Here is a 12,656-nt window from a genome sequence, read left to right as displayed (position 1 = left end):
CTGTTACAAGCGGCTTCAAATCGAGACGGAGCATATCAGTGGCTGACGAGACAGTTTCCCGCCAGGGGTCGCGAGGGGCGCAGGGGCCGCAGGGCCGTCAGGGCGAGCCGGGACGGCCCGGTCCGCAGGGACATCCGGGGCGGCCGGGGCCGGAAGGTGCGCGCGGCAAGCCGGGTCCTCAGGGCAAGGTCGGAGCGGTCGGAAAGGCCGGCGCTCAGGGCAAGCCGGGGGTGCAAGGCAAGGCTGGCGTGCAGGGTCCGCGCGGCGAAGCTGGTCCACAGGGCCCGCAGGGTCCGGCCGGCCCGCGCGGTGAAGCCGGACCGCCCGGCCAATTGCCATCGATCGAGCAGGTGATGCCGTGGCTGCACATGATCTTCGACGCCTGGGAAGACTACAAGCGCACCAAGGAGCGTGAAGCCGCAGAGCTCGCCGAACGCGACGCGGCCGAGCGCGCGGCAGCCGAGGCGATCGCGCTCGAGGTCGACGCGATCGATTTCGCTGACGAAGACGACGAGGACGACGATCACAAGAAAAAGAAGAAGCACCGCAAGAAGGACAAGAAGTAACCCTTCCTGTCATCGCGCAGCGACACGACCGGCTATGTCCGTGTCGCGCCCGATGCTTTACCGCTCCGCGCCCGGATTGGCCGGAGGATCGGAAGGCCGGGCGAGTTGCATGAGCTGGAAGACCCAGCGCATCGCGTAGTACCAGGCGACGCCCGCGAACGCCCCGCAGGCCGACAGGATGACGACGTTGGCGAGGTCGATCGTGCCGCTCGACCACAGCATGCCGCAGGTCCAAAGAACGGCGAACGCAATCGAACAAAGTGTGAGCAGGGCGGCAGGCTTCATGGCGTTTGCTCCGGAGACCGGGGTGAACGGCCATGATGGCCGGCAGGCATGGCGCCGTACCGTGACCTGCATCACGGAATGCCTGGCCCTTGGCTTGCCTCAGCCGAAGCGCAGCCGCGAACGCTCCCTCGCCTTCTCCGCCTCCACCTCGCGATCGCGCGCCGGCGCCGTGGTGTGCAGCGAGATCAGCAGCCTGCGCGCGGCATCCGAGACCTCGGTCACGGCAAGATTGAAGGCGGCCTCATTGGACTGCGACGGCTTGTTGAAGCCGGACAATTTGCGCACGAATTGCAGCGCCGAGGCGTGGATCTCGTCCTCGGTGGCGGGCGGCTCGAAGTTGAACAGCGTCTTGATGTTACGGCACATGTCAGTTTCCCTCGCCCGCACCTCGGGGCTTGTGTCTCAAGGACGATCGGCTGCTGCAAAATACGACATCGTGGTCTATTCTGGCAGCCTCATCGTCCACGGAGGAAGCGAGGTTCCGGATGAGCCACGTGATCTACAAGGTGGTCCAGCACGATGGTGGCTGGGCTTACACTGTCAACGGGGTGTTTTCGGAACCGTTTCCGACCCATGCCGCGGCCCTTGCCGCCGCCCGGCGCGCCGCCAACGAACAGCGCGTTCCCGGCCGCACCGAGGCGATCCAGTACGAGACCTCGGACGGCAAATGGCTGACCGAAACCGCCTCCGGCAACGACCGCCCGGAGACCGAGGTCGAGGACGGCCGCTAGTTCATTCACCCGCTCTCAGAAGGGAATCTGCACACCGAGCCGATCGAAGAACGCCCGTCCACGGTCGGTGATCCGCAACGCGCGCGGAATCCGGTGCGGTGCAACGCCGCGCATCTCGACCAGCCGCGCCAGCACGGCATTGGCAAAGGGACCTGCCAGATGCGGCACACGCTCGGTCCAGTCATTGCACAGCCGCAGATGCGGCGGCCGCGCCGGATCGAATTCGATCCCTTCGGCGCGGCACCAGGCCAGCCCCTGCTCGGTCACACGCCCATCGCGGCCGTCGATGACGACGAGGCGACGGCGCACCAGCGCATTCGACAGCAGCACGCCGAGCTGGCCTGCCAGATGATGGTAGCAGGTGCGCGATTGCCTGAGCTGCTCGGCGGGCATCGCCCGCTTGCGCCCGGCAGTGGTTTTCGCCGCGAGATCGACCAGGTTCTCGATCAGCGCCGCGACGTCGTCGTCCCTGATCCGGTAATATCTGAAGCGGCCCTGCGCCCACACCGACAGCACGCGCGCATCGACCAGCTTCTGCAGATGCGCGCTGGCGCCCTGCGGCGAAATGCCGGCCACCGCGGCAAGCTCGCCCGCGGGCAAAGCTTTGCCGTCGGCCAGCGCGCTGACCATGGCCTCGCGCACGGGATCGCCCAATGCCTCGGCGATCCGGGAAAATCCCGTTTGCACGGATTGGGATGATCTCACCGCATCGTCCTCCGGATTGCGCAGAAACGTCCTAGCCGCATTCGCCGCGTCGTGGAACTCATTTCAGATTTTCCTGAAACGTCGTGACGGCCTCTGCCGCTCAAGTCGGTGCCATCAGACAAAGCGCAAGGAACAATCATGACAGAAGGCAACCACGACGCGGAACGTATCTACAGGCTTTGGGACGAGGCCCTCGGCAACAAGGATCTCGAGGCGGCGCTGGCGCTCTATGCGCAGGATGCTTCGATCGAAAGCCCGCTGGTCCAGCATTTGATGCAGACCAAGGACGGGATCGTCCAGGGCCGGGAGGCACTGCGCGAGTTCGTCACGCGCGTGTTCCGTACCAACCCGCCGCAGCGGCGGCGCTTCAAGCAGGGCTTCTTCAGCGACGGCCGGATTCTGACCTGGGAATATCCGCGCCAGTCCCCGAACGGCGACCAGATGGATCTCGTCGAGGTCATGGAGATCAGGGACGGCTTGATCCAGCGCCACCGGGTCTATTGGGGATGGTATGCGCTGAACGTGCTCAAGCAGAGCTGAACACAACTTCGCCAGGCGCGCGGCGCAGCACTCGGACAACGATTTCCCTCATGCGAGGCTTGCAGCGACGCGGCTGGACGAACGTGCCGCGCATGGGGGCAAGAGCGGCAGCACCAATGTCCGCCTCGCCAAAGCCGATCAGGTCAGTTTGCGCGGTGCGCTCACGATGGCGCGGGACAATATCGCGGCAAAGCCTGCGAACAAGGCACGCGCGAAGAAGCCGGTCTGAGCACCGCGATGCCGCACTGCATCACGAACGACCGCGCCGGCTCGCTCATTCTTTGAGCATGCATCTCGTGCGCGGTTCGTGCCTAATCGCACCAACACCGGATTCGCGCGCGAGACGATGCGCGCGCGTCACGCTCAAGGTCGTCGCGGAGGGATGCAATGCGAAGGCTCGCGCATGGCGCGGTGCTTGCGTGGCTCGCCATGATGGCGGGCGCGGCGCTGGCGTTCGACAACGGTCAATACGACAACGTGCCGCCAGATATCCGCGCCTGGTTCAAGAGCGTGATCGCGCCGAACGGCGTGCCGTGCTGCGACATCTCCGACGGCCATCGCACGAGCTATGACGTTCGGGGCGGCGCCTATTGGGTGCCGATCGAGGGCGAATGGATGATGGTGCCGGAGCGCGCGATCATCCGCGACCGCGGCAATCCGGTCGGCGAGGCTGTGGTGTGGTACGTGCACCACCGCGGCAACATCATCATCAGCTGTTTCGTTCCGGCGGACGCGGTCTGAACGGCGCGCGCCGCCTGCAGGACGTCGCGCGCGCGATCGCGCCAATTTGAGACAATTACTCCCTGTTAACCTTACTTTTTAACCAATAATTAAGGATGAGTTTGCGGGCGCTACGCGGCCCGGCCTAGCGTCCGCACAATGCTCCGTAACCGCGGGTTGGTGCGTACCATGAGCTTTCGAAGGATGGCGTATCGAACATATCGGGCGCCGACGGCGTCCCTGTTGGCTTCCCTTGGCGTTGCAGCGCTGCTGCTTGCTTCCCCGACCGAGACCTATGCGAGATCCGGAACGGCGCCGCGCGGCACGTTCACCTCGCATCATCCGGCCTTCCGCCATCACGTGCGCGTGCCCGGCATCGTGTTGCCGGACGGCGGCGGATATTATGATGGCGCGGCCGCCGTTCCCTACGCCGCCGAGGTCCCGGCGCCGGTCTCGAACGACGTTCGCTACACCTACACCCAGGACGTGCCCTGGGATTGGGCGCATCGCTATCCGCCGGCCGTGGTGCCGTCGGATCGGCCCTATGTGTCGAGCTGCCCCACCGAGAGCGTCACGGTGCCCGGCCGGGACGGCGATCGCACCATCAACATCATCCGCTGCTACTGACCGGTCACTCGATCCGGATCGAAAAAACGAAAGAGGCCGTCCGCAAGGACGGCCTCTCGCATTTCTGGAGCCAGTCTCCGAGCCGGCTAAGGTGGCTCAGGACTCCTCGCCCTTCAGATGGCCGACGTGCTTCTGGGTGTAGAGCTCAAGGCCGATGCGCTTGATCAGGTCGAGCTGGGTCTCGAGGAAGTCGATGTGGTCTTCCTCGTCCTTCATCAGCTGCTCGAACAGGTCGCGGCTGACATAGTCCTTGACGCCGTGGCAGTAGGTCGCCGCCTCCTGATAGAGCGTGCGGGCGCCGATCTCGGCAGCCAGGTCACACTCGATGATCTCCTTGACGTCCTGGCCGATCTTCAGGGGATCGAGCACCTGCAGGTTCGGGAAGCCGTCGAGGAACAGGATCCGATCGACGAATTTGTCGGCGTGCTCCATCTCCTCGATGGACTCCTTGCGCCAGACCTTGGCCATCTCCAGGAGGCCCCAATTGTTGAGCATCCGGTAGTGCAGCCAGTACTGATTGATGGCGGTCAGTTCGCTGCGCAGCCCCTTGTTCAGATAATCGATGACCTTCGGGTCGCCTTGCATGATCCACTCCACCTGTCGTGGCCAAATCTGGCCAGCACTGAATTTAGAACGCTTCTAAATCAGATTACCGGAGAGAGCAACCCTTCGCGGAAGCAGCGCGTGGGTAACCGGATTCGGGGGATTTGGCGAAGCGCGACCGCTTCCGGCGCGATGGAAGCCGGCTCGCTTGAAGAAAACAGGTCAGGGCAAGAAGCCGAGGGCGGTTCCGGGTCACCAGAACCGGGAGATGGCCTTAGCAGGCCGCGAGCGCGAATTCGGCCGGCTCGGCGTCCTCGTTGGCGGCGTGCGGATGGCCGCTGTGGGGGCAGCCGGAGCAGCAGGCCTTGGCGCAGGGGCCAAGCGCCTCGTCAATGATCGCCTTGATGGTGCGCGCGCAGCGGCCGCATTCGGCGCTACAGCCGAGGCAGCCATAAACCTGCTTTGCGTTTCGTGTCACAGACCCGCCGCCATTGACGGCATTGCGGACATCGTGGTCGCTGAGGACGTTACAGGAACAGACAATCATCAGAGGAGGCGGGTCCAACGGGTGATGCTTGGCAATATGGATATTGTCGACCCCGGCCGGATGCAAAAGGAAAAAGCCGTTCTTGTAGCAATTCCAAACTGATGCGGGATTCATATTGGAATGAATCTAAATCGGCTGATCCCGGCTTTCGGGAATATGAAACCGGCCAGGCGGATCTACCGCGCCAATCCAGCTTCCGTCGCCGCAGCTACCGGTGAACTGCAGCACCACAGGCTTGTGCGTTGCAAGATATGCCAAAAGCTGCAAGCATTTGGACACAGATACGGCAGCGTCGTTCATTGATCATTCAAGCGGAATATGGAACCCTCAAGGGCGAGACAGATCGCCAACGTTCGCTGTCCAAGCTCCCGTGAGAAAGGTGAGGTCATGAAGAAGACATTGCTGGCGCTTTGCGCCGCTGCCACTCTGGCGGTTTCGGCTGTGGCGGTGCCCGCCCCCGCCCAGGCACAACGCGGCGTCGCCGCTGGCGTCGCTGCGGGATTGATCGGTGGCGCCATCGTCGGCGGCGCGATCGCTTCGCAGAACGGCTACTACGGTCCCGGCTACGGCTACTACGCGCCGGGCCCGGCCTATGTCGCCGAGCCCGGTTACGGTCCCGATTGCTTCTGGCAGCGCCAGCGCTTCTGGGACGGCTACACCTGGCGCGTTCGCCGCGTCCGCGTTTGCGACTGATCGCCGTTCATCTCGATTAATTCGAACCAGATGTCCCGGAAAACCGACTGTTTCTCCGGGACGTCTGCTGTAGATGGCCAGAAAAAACCGCTTTTCTGCGCGATGAGCCTGCGGACGTTTACTTTCGGTTGACTGTTCTGCGCTGTTTAGCAAGACAGCAGTTCGAGATCAGCGTGTGAGTCACCTAAACCCGGCGTCGGACCACGACGCCACCACCTTCCAGGAGAGCCAAAGACATGAAGAAGACTTTAGCTGCCCTTGTCGCCGTTACCACGATTGCCGGTTCGCTGGCCGTTGCTCCGGCTGCCAAGGCTGGTGACGGCGGCGCCGTCGCGGCCGGCGTTGCCGGTGGCCTGATCGGCGGCGCCCTGCTGGGCGGCGCGATCGCCGGCGCTCGCCCGGCTCCGGTCTATGTTGCACCGGCCCCGACCTACGTCGAAGAAGCTCCGTGCCGCTGGGTTCGTGAGCGCTTCTGGGACGGCTACGGCTGGCGCTTCCGTCGCATCCAGGTTTGCGACTGATCGACCAATACGGTTTCAGCATCACACTCGAAAACCCGGCCTTGCGGCCGGGTTTTTGTTTTCCGATCACCGCTGCCCGTTCATCGCACGCAGCACCGCCTCGCTCGGCCAGCAATCGACCTTCAGCCCGGCCTGCTTCTGATAGGCGCCGAGCGCCGCGCGGGTCTGCATCCCGGCCTTGCCGTCGAGCTTGTCCTTGTAGAGACCGATCTTCGTCAGCTGCTGCTGCATCGCCTCGACATCGGCGGAGCGCAGCTGCTTCGAGGCCGACCATGGCGTCGCGAACGGCTGCGGGCTCGTCATGCGGTCGGCGAGATGGCCGACGAACAGCACATAGAGGTCGGAGAAATTGTACTCCTTGATCACGAAGTAGTTCGGCGTGGTCAGGAAGGCCGGACCGTAGATGCCTTCAGGCTGCAGCAGCGAGGCCGATTGCGCCTGCTCGGTGGCGCTGAGCCTTGCGCCGCGCACCGGCACGAAGCCCGCCCGCAGCCACTGGCTGATCGGTTTTGTCACCTCGGGCACGCCCATCGTGCAGTCGGCATTGGCGGGTGCCGTGACCTCGTAGGCCCAGCGCACGCCGGGCTGCCAGCCCTTGTTGACGAGCTGTTGCGCGGCCGAGGCGAGTGCATCCGGCACTGAGTGCCAGATGTCGACCTTGCCGTCGCCGTCGAGGTCGACGCCGTGCTTGTAATACTCCGACGGCAGGAACTGGGTGTAGCCGGTCGCCCCCGCCCAGGATGAGCGCAGCTCCTTGCGGGTCACAGCGCCCTCGCCGAGGATCTTCAGCGCCAGGATGAACTCGGTGCGGTACTGATCCTTGCGGCGGCCGACATAGGCCTGCGTCGCCACCACGCGCAGCGTGTCGTAGGGCAGCGAATAGCGGCCGTAATCGGTCTCGCGGCCCCAGATCGCCAGCACGATGGTGGGAGGAACGCCGAACCGCTTCTCGATCGCATCCAGCGACGAGCGATACTTCTGCAACAGCCGCTGCCCCTCGGTCGCGAGCCGCGCGATCGAGGCTTCCTTGATGTAGTCGGCCGGCACCTGCACGAACTCGGCCTGCGCCGGCGCGCCGGTTTTCGGACGCCCGGGCAGGATCAGGTCGGGCAGCTTGTAGTCGGGCTCGAGCCCGCTCGTCTCGCGATCGAAGGTTTCGCGCGACACGCCGGCCGCCTTGGCCTCCGGCCACAGCGAGGCGATGAACTGGGAGAACGCGGCGTCGGCGGCGTCGGCGGGCCGCTGCAGCGGCGCACTAAGCAGCACCGCGCATGCGACGATGGTGGCTGGCCATTTCATGATCGATCTCACCCTAACGGAAACAGGCATTGCAACGTGGATTCGGCAATGTCAGAATTCAATTCTGGGTGGTAAATTTTGCCATGCGCATATTTTTGTCATTTCCCTCCGAACTGGAATCGCAGGCTGACAACATCGCTCAGTCCCTGCGCAATTGCGACCATGAGGTTTTCTTTTCGCACGACGATCTCCCGCCGGGCGACAGCTTCGATGCGCGCGTCGAAAAAGCCATCGAAAGCAGCGATTTTATGGTGTTCCTGATCAGTCCGGAATCGGTGACCAAAGGACGCTACACCTTGAGCGAACTCGCCTTTGCCAAGGGGAAATGGCCGAACCCGAGCAATCGCGTGCTGCCGGTGATGATGGCGCCGACCCCGCTCGACCAGGTCCCGACCTATCTGAAGGCGGTCACGATCCTGGAGCCGCAGGGCAGCGCCGCCGCCGAGACGCGGGCCGCGGTGGATCGCATGCTGGCGGCCGAAAGCGCGCTGTCACATGGCCGGTCCATTTTGCCGTTCCTCGTGCTGGCGCTGTTTTCGATTGTCGGCAGCTTCATTGCCGTGAGGTATGCCACCAATGTTCTGCAATATTCCTTCGTCGATTCCGGGCCAACCGGCGGAGTAACGATCCTGCCCGGTGTGATATTTGGACTGGCGATCGCGACCTGCAATTTCATATTTGGCGTCAAGGACCGGTTCCAGCTGGCATTGGTGGTTGCGGTTACGGCAGCGGCCTGGATCGCGGCCTACGATGCCAGCAGTGTCACGCTTCAGTCGCTCGGCCAGTATTCGAAAGCCGTCGCCACCGCCGCCGCTGACACAAGTATCGCCAACACGAGTGCCGCCGACACGACCACCATACAAGCCGCTGAAGTCAGGGACACGCTCGGCAACAATCCATTCATGGGCTACGTCATCGGCTGCGTCGGAGGAGCCGTCGGCGGCGGGATCACGATCCTTGCCGTGCTGCTGACCAATCCCGGTTACAGGCGGCTCGACAGCGTCGTCGTGAACTGGATCGCGGCCATAGCTGCCGGAGCCGTTTACGGCGCGATCGTCAAATTTCCGGACTGGCTGGCCTGGCTGGTGCTGTTCGGCGTCTGGCAGCCGATCTTCATCCTCGCGATGGCACGCGGCTTCCCGCGCGGCGCCGCGCAGATCCCGGAATGGCTCCGCAAGATCACCGCGCCCGCTCTGTTTGGTTCACGCGCGGCGCGATGACGCCGCGCTGCCATTCCTAAAGCGCGATGGGATAGGTTGAATTCTCATCGCGCCTTAGCTTTTTGTTTGCGCATGATCTTTTCGGAAAACCGCTTCGCGCTTTTCCGGATCATGCTCTAGTGCCCGGAGTGCTGCTTGGCGCCCTCGATCGAGTCGTTCGACAGCTTGTCGACGATGGCGATGCCGATCGCCGACAGGATGAAGACGCAGTGGATGATGGTCTGCCACATCACGCCGGTCTCGGTGTAGTTGCCCTTGCCCGACGACAGCGCGCCGGCCTCGATGAAGGTGCGCAGCAGATGGATCGACGAGATGCCGATGATCGCCATCGCCAGCTTGATCTTCAGCACGCTGGCGTTGACGTGGCTGAGCCATTCCGGCTCGTCGGGATGTCCCTGCAGATTGAGCCGGGACACGAAGGTCTCGTAGCCGCCGACGATCACCATCACCAGCAGGTTCGAGATCATCACGACGTCGATCAGGCCGAGGACGGCGAGCATGATCTGCTGTTCGCTGAAATCGAAAGCATGGGCGAACAGGTGCCACAGTTCCTTCAGGAACAGCACGACATAGACGCCCTGGGCGATGATCAGGCCGACATAGAGCGGCAATTGCAGCCAGCGCGATCCGAAGATCAGCATCGGAACGGGACGCAGCGAGCGGCCCTTCAGGGGGGCACGCGCGTCTGATACAGCGGACATGTTGGAGTGCTCGCGGAATTGAGAATTGCGGAGCGCTCTATCTACGCATTCCCGCGCGCTTGAAAAGCGACAACTGGCCGCAGATTGCGCCGCGATGCCGTCACGATCCTGCAAACGGGGAACGATCGAACGCGGCGCGATGGCCGCATCGACCGCGTGAACCGATCACCGCGTCAGCTTCTTGTACTTCACGCGGTGCTGGATTTAGTGCGGATAGCCCGGCCAATTCGCATTGATGCCACATGGACTCTTGTCGCAAGCCCGATAAACGAACAGAAGCTTGATATCGGTTGTTGGCACATATTGCGAAGCGTCGGCGACAAACGATTTCCCGTGCCGTTGCAGTTTGAGCCCAGGGATCGGACACAACGACACCAGATCCGCCCCAGTCTTGTCGATCTCCAAATGGAAACGGCCGATAGGCCCAGCCCAATTGGCACCCGTCTCGAGGACGTACTCAAGCTGAGCTCCCAGAAGCATTTTGTTTTGGTCGGCCGGCAGCGCTTTCATGGAGTTGGCAAAGGCCTTGTCGGGACAGGTTGACGCGAGATCGGGCACCTGGGCGACATCCGCGTCCACATAGGTACTTCCTATGACCGGTTTGTAACGGTGGGTAATCAGTATCGCTTGCTCGGCAGGGAAGACTTGCTGCCAGTGGAAGTTCGTGCGCACCGACCAACGCGGATGATGCTCATCATCGTCCTCCATCACTCCGGCGGCCACGAGAGCCTTGATCGCAGTGGCATCGAGAGCGCTGTATCGATTTTCCGGATCAACCAGAGGCAGCTGATACTTCTTCAGCAGCTCAGTCACATCCTTTTCGACACCTCCGGAACTCCTGACGAAGGCACGAACGTCAGCTTCCGGCTTGATCAATCGTCCGCCGACCTCGACATGGAAGTCGAAGATGTCGCCATCCAGAGCCGACTTGTGGAATCTGTGCGGCGTTTCGCTCATCCCTTCGACGGAAATCTCCGGCATCGGGAAGGCGACAGTTCCGCTGACGTCGTGATCGGTCAGATTGCGGAAGTTGTAGGTGACGCGAATTTCCTCCGCACTCAGATAGAGCTCCTCGCTCATCATCTGTAGTTCATCGGTCTTCTGGAACTGAAGGCCACCCGCGCCGAACATGGCCATCGAGTCGTTGGCGGACGCCCCGGAGAGCGCACCTAGCCATAGTCCAAATCCGAACAAGCTGGCGGCGACTACACATTTCATCGCCGCCCCCTGCTCACATCACCGCGTCAGCTTCTTGTACTTCACGCGGTGCGGAATGATGCTGTCCTGGCCGAGCCGGCGCATCTTGTCCTTTTCGTAATCCTGGAAGTTGCCCTCGAACCATTCGACATGGCTGTCGCCCTCGAAAGCCAGGATGTGGGTCGCGATGCGGTCGAGGAACCAGCGATCGTGGCTGATGATGACGGCGCAACCGGCAAAATCCTCCAGCGCCTCTTCCAGCGCGCGCAGCGTGTCGACGTCGAGATCGTTGGTCGGTTCGTCGAGCAGCAGCACGTTGGCGCCCGACTTCAGCATCTTGGCGAGATGGACGCGGTTGCGCTCACCGCCGGACAGCGCGCCGACCTTCTTCTGCTGGTCGGCGCCCTTGAAGTTGAACGCCGAGCAATAGCCGCGCGAATTGACTTCCTTCTTGCCGAGCAGGATCAGCTCGTTGCCGCCGGAGATCTCCTCCCACACCGTCTTGTTGCCCTCGAGCGCGTCGCGCGACTGGTCGACATAGCCGAGATGCACGGTCTCGCCGACCGTGATGGTGCCCTTGTCGGGCGTCTCCTGCTCGGTGATCATCTTGAACAGCGTGGTCTTGCCGGCACCGTTTGCGCCGATCACGCCGACGATGCCGCCGGGCGGCAGCTTGAAGGTGAGATCGTCGATCAGCAGGCGATCGCCAAAGCCCTTGCTGAGGCCCTCGAAGTCGACGACGTTGGCGCCGAGCCGCTCGGCGACCGGAATGATGATCTGCGCGGTCTGGGTCTGCTTCTCGCTCGCCTTCTTGAGCAGCTCCTCATAGCGCTGGTAGCGTGCCTTCGACTTGGCCTGGCGGGCCTTCGGCGAGGACGCCACCCATTCCTGCTCGCGGGCCAGCGTCTTCTGGTGCGCGGCGTCTTCGCGCCCCTCCTGCTCGAGCCGCTTCTGCTTCTGCACCAGCCAGGACGAGTAGTTGCCCTCGTAGGGAATGCCGCGGCCGCGGTCGAGCTCGAGAATCCAGCCGGTGACGTTGTCGAGGAAGTAGCGATCGTGGGTGACGATCAGGATCGCGCCGGGATAGTTGCGCAGATGGCCTTCCAGCCATGACACCGACTCGGCGTCGAGATGGTTGGTCGGTTCGTCCAGCAGCAGCAATTCCGGCTGGTCGAGCAGCAGGCGGCACAGCGCGACGCGGCGGCGTTCACCGCCCGACAGTTTCGTGACATCGGCATCGTCGGGCGGGCAGCGCAGCGCGTCCATCGCCTGGTCGACCTTGCTGTCGAGATCCCACAGGCCCTGCGCCTCGATCTCGTCCTGCAGCTTGGTCATCTCGTCGGCGGTCTCGTCCGAATAGTTGACGGCGAGCTCATTGTAGCGGTCGAGGATCGCCTTCTGCTTGGCGACGCCGAGCATGACGTTCTCACGGACGTTGAGTGCGGGGTCGAGGTGCGGCTCCTGCTCGAGATAGCCGACACGGGCGCCCTCGGCGACCCAGGCCTCGCCGTTATACTCCTTGTCGAGGCCGGCCATGATCTTGAGCAGCGTCGACTTGCCCGAACCGTTGACGCCGAGCACGCCGATCTTGGCGTCCGGATAGAAGCTCAGATGGATGTTATCGAGCACCTTGCGGGTCGGATACGCCTTGGTCAGACCCTGCATGAAATAGATGAACTGGCGAGCCATCCGCTGTCCCTGGAATTGATCCGATTTAGAGGAAATTTTGCTGCCGCCGATGTAACGGCCGGCCCTCGAAAG

The 12,656-nt window shown here is 63.0% G+C and carries 18 protein-coding genes; 8 read left to right on the top strand and 10 right to left on the bottom strand.

What is annotated here, in order from left to right:
* The first annotated feature begins 38 nt into the window (after window positions 1-38).
* Window positions 39-566: a collagen-like protein gene (locus tag XH92_RS10585; protein WP_194459160.1), complete on the top strand. Its 528-nt coding sequence runs from the start codon at window positions 39-41 to the stop codon at window positions 564-566.
* Window positions 567-623: 57 nt separating this feature from the next.
* Here the strand turns inward: XH92_RS10585 and XH92_RS10580 are convergent, their stop codons facing one another.
* Together XH92_RS10580 and XH92_RS10575 are read right to left on the bottom strand one after the other, a co-directional pair.
* Entirely contained in the window at window positions 624-851 is a 228-nt protein-coding gene (locus XH92_RS10580; RefSeq protein ID WP_194459159.1) for a hypothetical protein, read from the bottom strand.
* A gap of 99 nt (window positions 852-950) precedes the next feature.
* Window positions 951-1,217, bottom strand: a complete 267-nt coding sequence (locus tag XH92_RS10575; RefSeq protein ID WP_050406827.1) for a DUF2277 domain-containing protein — start codon at window positions 1,215-1,217, stop codon at window positions 951-953.
* A gap of 119 nt (window positions 1,218-1,336) precedes the next feature.
* Here XH92_RS10575 and XH92_RS10570 point away from each other — a divergent pair, with 119 nt between their 5' ends.
* Entirely contained in the window at window positions 1,337-1,582 is a 246-nt protein-coding gene (locus XH92_RS10570) for a DUF2188 domain-containing protein (RefSeq protein ID WP_016840968.1), read from the top strand.
* Window positions 1,583-1,597: 15 nt separating this feature from the next.
* On the opposite strand, the gene XH92_RS10565 is transcribed toward XH92_RS10570, so the two are convergent.
* Window positions 1,598-2,287: a helix-turn-helix transcriptional regulator gene (locus tag XH92_RS10565; protein WP_194459158.1), complete on the bottom strand. Its 690-nt coding sequence runs from the start codon at window positions 2,285-2,287 to the stop codon at window positions 1,598-1,600.
* Window positions 2,288-2,425: 138 nt separating this feature from the next.
* On the opposite strand from XH92_RS10565, the gene XH92_RS10560 reads away from it, so the two are divergent.
* From XH92_RS10560 to XH92_RS10550, 3 genes are all read left to right on the top strand, one after another.
* A complete protein-coding gene (locus XH92_RS10560) occupies window positions 2,426-2,827 on the top strand; it encodes a nuclear transport factor 2 family protein (RefSeq protein ID WP_194459157.1) in 402 nt (133 codons plus the stop codon).
* A 387-nt stretch (window positions 2,828-3,214) separates the two neighbouring features.
* Window positions 3,215-3,568: a hypothetical protein gene (locus XH92_RS10555; RefSeq protein ID WP_194459156.1), complete on the top strand. Its 354-nt coding sequence runs from the start codon at window positions 3,215-3,217 to the stop codon at window positions 3,566-3,568.
* A 183-nt stretch (window positions 3,569-3,751) separates the two neighbouring features.
* Window positions 3,752-4,174, top strand: a complete 423-nt coding sequence (locus XH92_RS10550; RefSeq protein WP_194459155.1) for a hypothetical protein — start codon at window positions 3,752-3,754, stop codon at window positions 4,172-4,174.
* Between the two features lie 96 nt (window positions 4,175-4,270).
* Here the strand turns inward: XH92_RS10550 and bfr are convergent, their stop codons facing one another.
* The 3 genes from bfr to XH92_RS10535 form a co-directional block, all read right to left on the bottom strand.
* Window positions 4,271-4,759, bottom strand: coding sequence for a bacterioferritin (gene bfr / locus XH92_RS10545; RefSeq protein WP_050406821.1), 489 nt, complete (start codon window positions 4,757-4,759; stop codon window positions 4,271-4,273).
* A 232-nt stretch (window positions 4,760-4,991) separates the two neighbouring features.
* Window positions 4,992-5,264 (bottom strand): bacterioferritin-associated ferredoxin, encoded by a 273-nt coding sequence (locus XH92_RS10540; protein ID WP_016843730.1) that lies wholly within the window; start codon window positions 5,262-5,264, stop codon window positions 4,992-4,994.
* 126 nt (window positions 5,265-5,390) lie between these two features.
* Window positions 5,391-5,564, bottom strand: coding sequence for a hypothetical protein (locus tag XH92_RS10535; RefSeq protein ID WP_194459154.1), 174 nt, complete (start codon window positions 5,562-5,564; stop codon window positions 5,391-5,393).
* Between the two features lie 87 nt (window positions 5,565-5,651).
* Between XH92_RS10535 and XH92_RS10530 the strand changes: the two genes are divergently transcribed.
* Window positions 5,652-5,957 (top strand): hypothetical protein, encoded by a 306-nt coding sequence (locus tag XH92_RS10530; protein ID WP_050422015.1) that lies wholly within the window; start codon window positions 5,652-5,654, stop codon window positions 5,955-5,957.
* Between the two features lie 236 nt (window positions 5,958-6,193).
* Complete coding sequence (locus XH92_RS10525) at window positions 6,194-6,478, top strand: hypothetical protein (protein ID WP_029084043.1); 285 nt, start codon at window positions 6,194-6,196, stop codon at window positions 6,476-6,478.
* 66 nt (window positions 6,479-6,544) lie between these two features.
* On the opposite strand, the gene XH92_RS10520 is transcribed toward XH92_RS10525, so the two are convergent.
* Window positions 6,545-7,777, bottom strand: coding sequence for a lytic murein transglycosylase (locus XH92_RS10520; RefSeq protein WP_194459153.1), 1,233 nt, complete (start codon window positions 7,775-7,777; stop codon window positions 6,545-6,547).
* An 83-nt stretch (window positions 7,778-7,860) separates the two neighbouring features.
* Between XH92_RS10520 and XH92_RS10515 the strand changes: the two genes are divergently transcribed.
* Window positions 7,861-8,997, top strand: coding sequence for a toll/interleukin-1 receptor domain-containing protein (locus XH92_RS10515; protein ID WP_194459152.1), 1,137 nt, complete (start codon window positions 7,861-7,863; stop codon window positions 8,995-8,997).
* A gap of 116 nt (window positions 8,998-9,113) precedes the next feature.
* Here XH92_RS10515 and XH92_RS10510 read toward each other — a convergent pair whose 3' ends face one another.
* The 3 genes from XH92_RS10510 to ettA form a co-directional block, all read right to left on the bottom strand.
* Window positions 9,114-9,698 (bottom strand): TIGR00645 family protein, encoded by a 585-nt coding sequence (locus XH92_RS10510; RefSeq protein ID WP_194459151.1) that lies wholly within the window; start codon window positions 9,696-9,698, stop codon window positions 9,114-9,116.
* A gap of 204 nt (window positions 9,699-9,902) precedes the next feature.
* A complete protein-coding gene (locus tag XH92_RS10505; RefSeq protein ID WP_194459150.1) occupies window positions 9,903-10,916 on the bottom strand; it encodes a DUF4424 family protein in 1,014 nt (337 codons plus the stop codon).
* 18 nt (window positions 10,917-10,934) lie between these two features.
* Window positions 10,935-12,584: an energy-dependent translational throttle protein EttA gene (ettA, locus tag XH92_RS10500; protein WP_194459149.1), complete on the bottom strand. Its 1,650-nt coding sequence runs from the start codon at window positions 12,582-12,584 to the stop codon at window positions 10,935-10,937.
* Between the last annotated feature and the right edge of the window lie 72 nt (window positions 12,585-12,656).

Origin of the sequence: Bradyrhizobium sp. CCBAU 53421 (genome assembly GCF_015291625.1) — a bacterium.
GTDB lineage: Bacteria > Pseudomonadota > Alphaproteobacteria > Rhizobiales > Xanthobacteraceae > Bradyrhizobium.
The sequence above is the reverse complement of the archived record's forward strand: the minus strand, read 5'-3'. Positions and strand labels throughout refer to the sequence as shown.

Excerpts from the sequence above, each read along its gene's own strand:
- XH92_RS10540 (WP_016843730.1), bottom strand. The coding sequence starts at position 5,264 with ATGATTGTCTGTTCCTGTAACGTCCTCAGCGACCACGATGTCCGCAAT.
- XH92_RS10575 (WP_050406827.1), bottom strand. The coding sequence starts at position 1,217 with ATGTGCCGTAACATCAAGACGCTGTTCAACTTCGAGCCGCCCGCCACC.
- XH92_RS10505 (WP_194459150.1), bottom strand. The coding sequence starts at position 10,916 with ATGAAATGTGTAGTCGCCGCCAGCTTGTTCGGATTTGGACTATGGCTA.
- XH92_RS10530 (WP_050422015.1), top strand. The coding sequence starts at position 5,652 with ATGAAGAAGACATTGCTGGCGCTTTGCGCCGCTGCCACTCTGGCGGTT.
- bfr (WP_050406821.1), bottom strand. The coding sequence starts at position 4,759 with ATGCAAGGCGACCCGAAGGTCATCGATTATCTGAACAAGGGGCTGCGC.
- XH92_RS10580 (WP_194459159.1), bottom strand. The coding sequence starts at position 851 with ATGAAGCCTGCCGCCCTGCTCACACTTTGTTCGATTGCGTTCGCCGTT.
- XH92_RS10570 (WP_016840968.1), top strand. The coding sequence starts at position 1,337 with ATGAGCCACGTGATCTACAAGGTGGTCCAGCACGATGGTGGCTGGGCT.
- XH92_RS10515 (WP_194459152.1), top strand. The coding sequence starts at position 7,861 with ATGCGCATATTTTTGTCATTTCCCTCCGAACTGGAATCGCAGGCTGAC.
- XH92_RS10550 (WP_194459155.1), top strand. The coding sequence starts at position 3,752 with ATGGCGTATCGAACATATCGGGCGCCGACGGCGTCCCTGTTGGCTTCC.
- XH92_RS10535 (WP_194459154.1), bottom strand. The coding sequence starts at position 5,564 with ATGAACGACGCTGCCGTATCTGTGTCCAAATGCTTGCAGCTTTTGGCA.
- XH92_RS10560 (WP_194459157.1), top strand. The coding sequence starts at position 2,426 with ATGACAGAAGGCAACCACGACGCGGAACGTATCTACAGGCTTTGGGAC.
- ettA (WP_194459149.1), bottom strand. The coding sequence starts at position 12,584 with ATGGCTCGCCAGTTCATCTATTTCATGCAGGGTCTGACCAAGGCGTAT.
- XH92_RS10510 (WP_194459151.1), bottom strand. The coding sequence starts at position 9,698 with ATGTCCGCTGTATCAGACGCGCGTGCCCCCCTGAAGGGCCGCTCGCTG.
- XH92_RS10525 (WP_029084043.1), top strand. The coding sequence starts at position 6,194 with ATGAAGAAGACTTTAGCTGCCCTTGTCGCCGTTACCACGATTGCCGGT.
- XH92_RS10520 (WP_194459153.1), bottom strand. The coding sequence starts at position 7,777 with ATGAAATGGCCAGCCACCATCGTCGCATGCGCGGTGCTGCTTAGTGCG.
- XH92_RS10555 (WP_194459156.1), top strand. The coding sequence starts at position 3,215 with ATGCGAAGGCTCGCGCATGGCGCGGTGCTTGCGTGGCTCGCCATGATG.